Source organism: Psychrobacter sp. CAL346-MNA-CIBAN-0220 (assembly GCF_040309805.1).
GTDB lineage: Bacteria > Pseudomonadota > Gammaproteobacteria > Pseudomonadales > Moraxellaceae > Psychrobacter.
The window spans coordinates 1-257 of sequence record NZ_JBEOPF010000461.1; the positions used below are offsets into that span (position 1 = coordinate 1).

The 257-nt window shown below is 40.9% G+C and carries 1 protein-coding gene; it reads right to left on the bottom strand.

Annotated elements, in window-relative coordinates; all coding sequences use genetic code 11:
- The coding region (locus AAEY88_RS14370) for a DEAD/DEAH box helicase family protein (protein ID WP_350563478.1) at positions 1-257 on the bottom strand (257 nt) is incomplete at both ends.

Below are 257 nucleotides of genomic sequence, written 5' to 3' on the forward strand. Positions count from 1 at the left end.
CCTTCTTGGGTGCGATGCGCTTCATCCACCAATACAATGATGTTTTCTCTATCATTCATATTAGGTTTGGCATCACGGAACTTAAAGATGGTTGAAATAATGATCTTACGGGTATCACGCTCAAGCATGCGTTTTAATTCTTTAATGCTATCGGTTGATTCGACATTAGCGACATCTGCGGCATTAAAGGTGCCGCTAATTTGGGTATCTAAATCGGTTCTATCTACCAGTACAATAACGGTTGGGCTTTTAAGCTG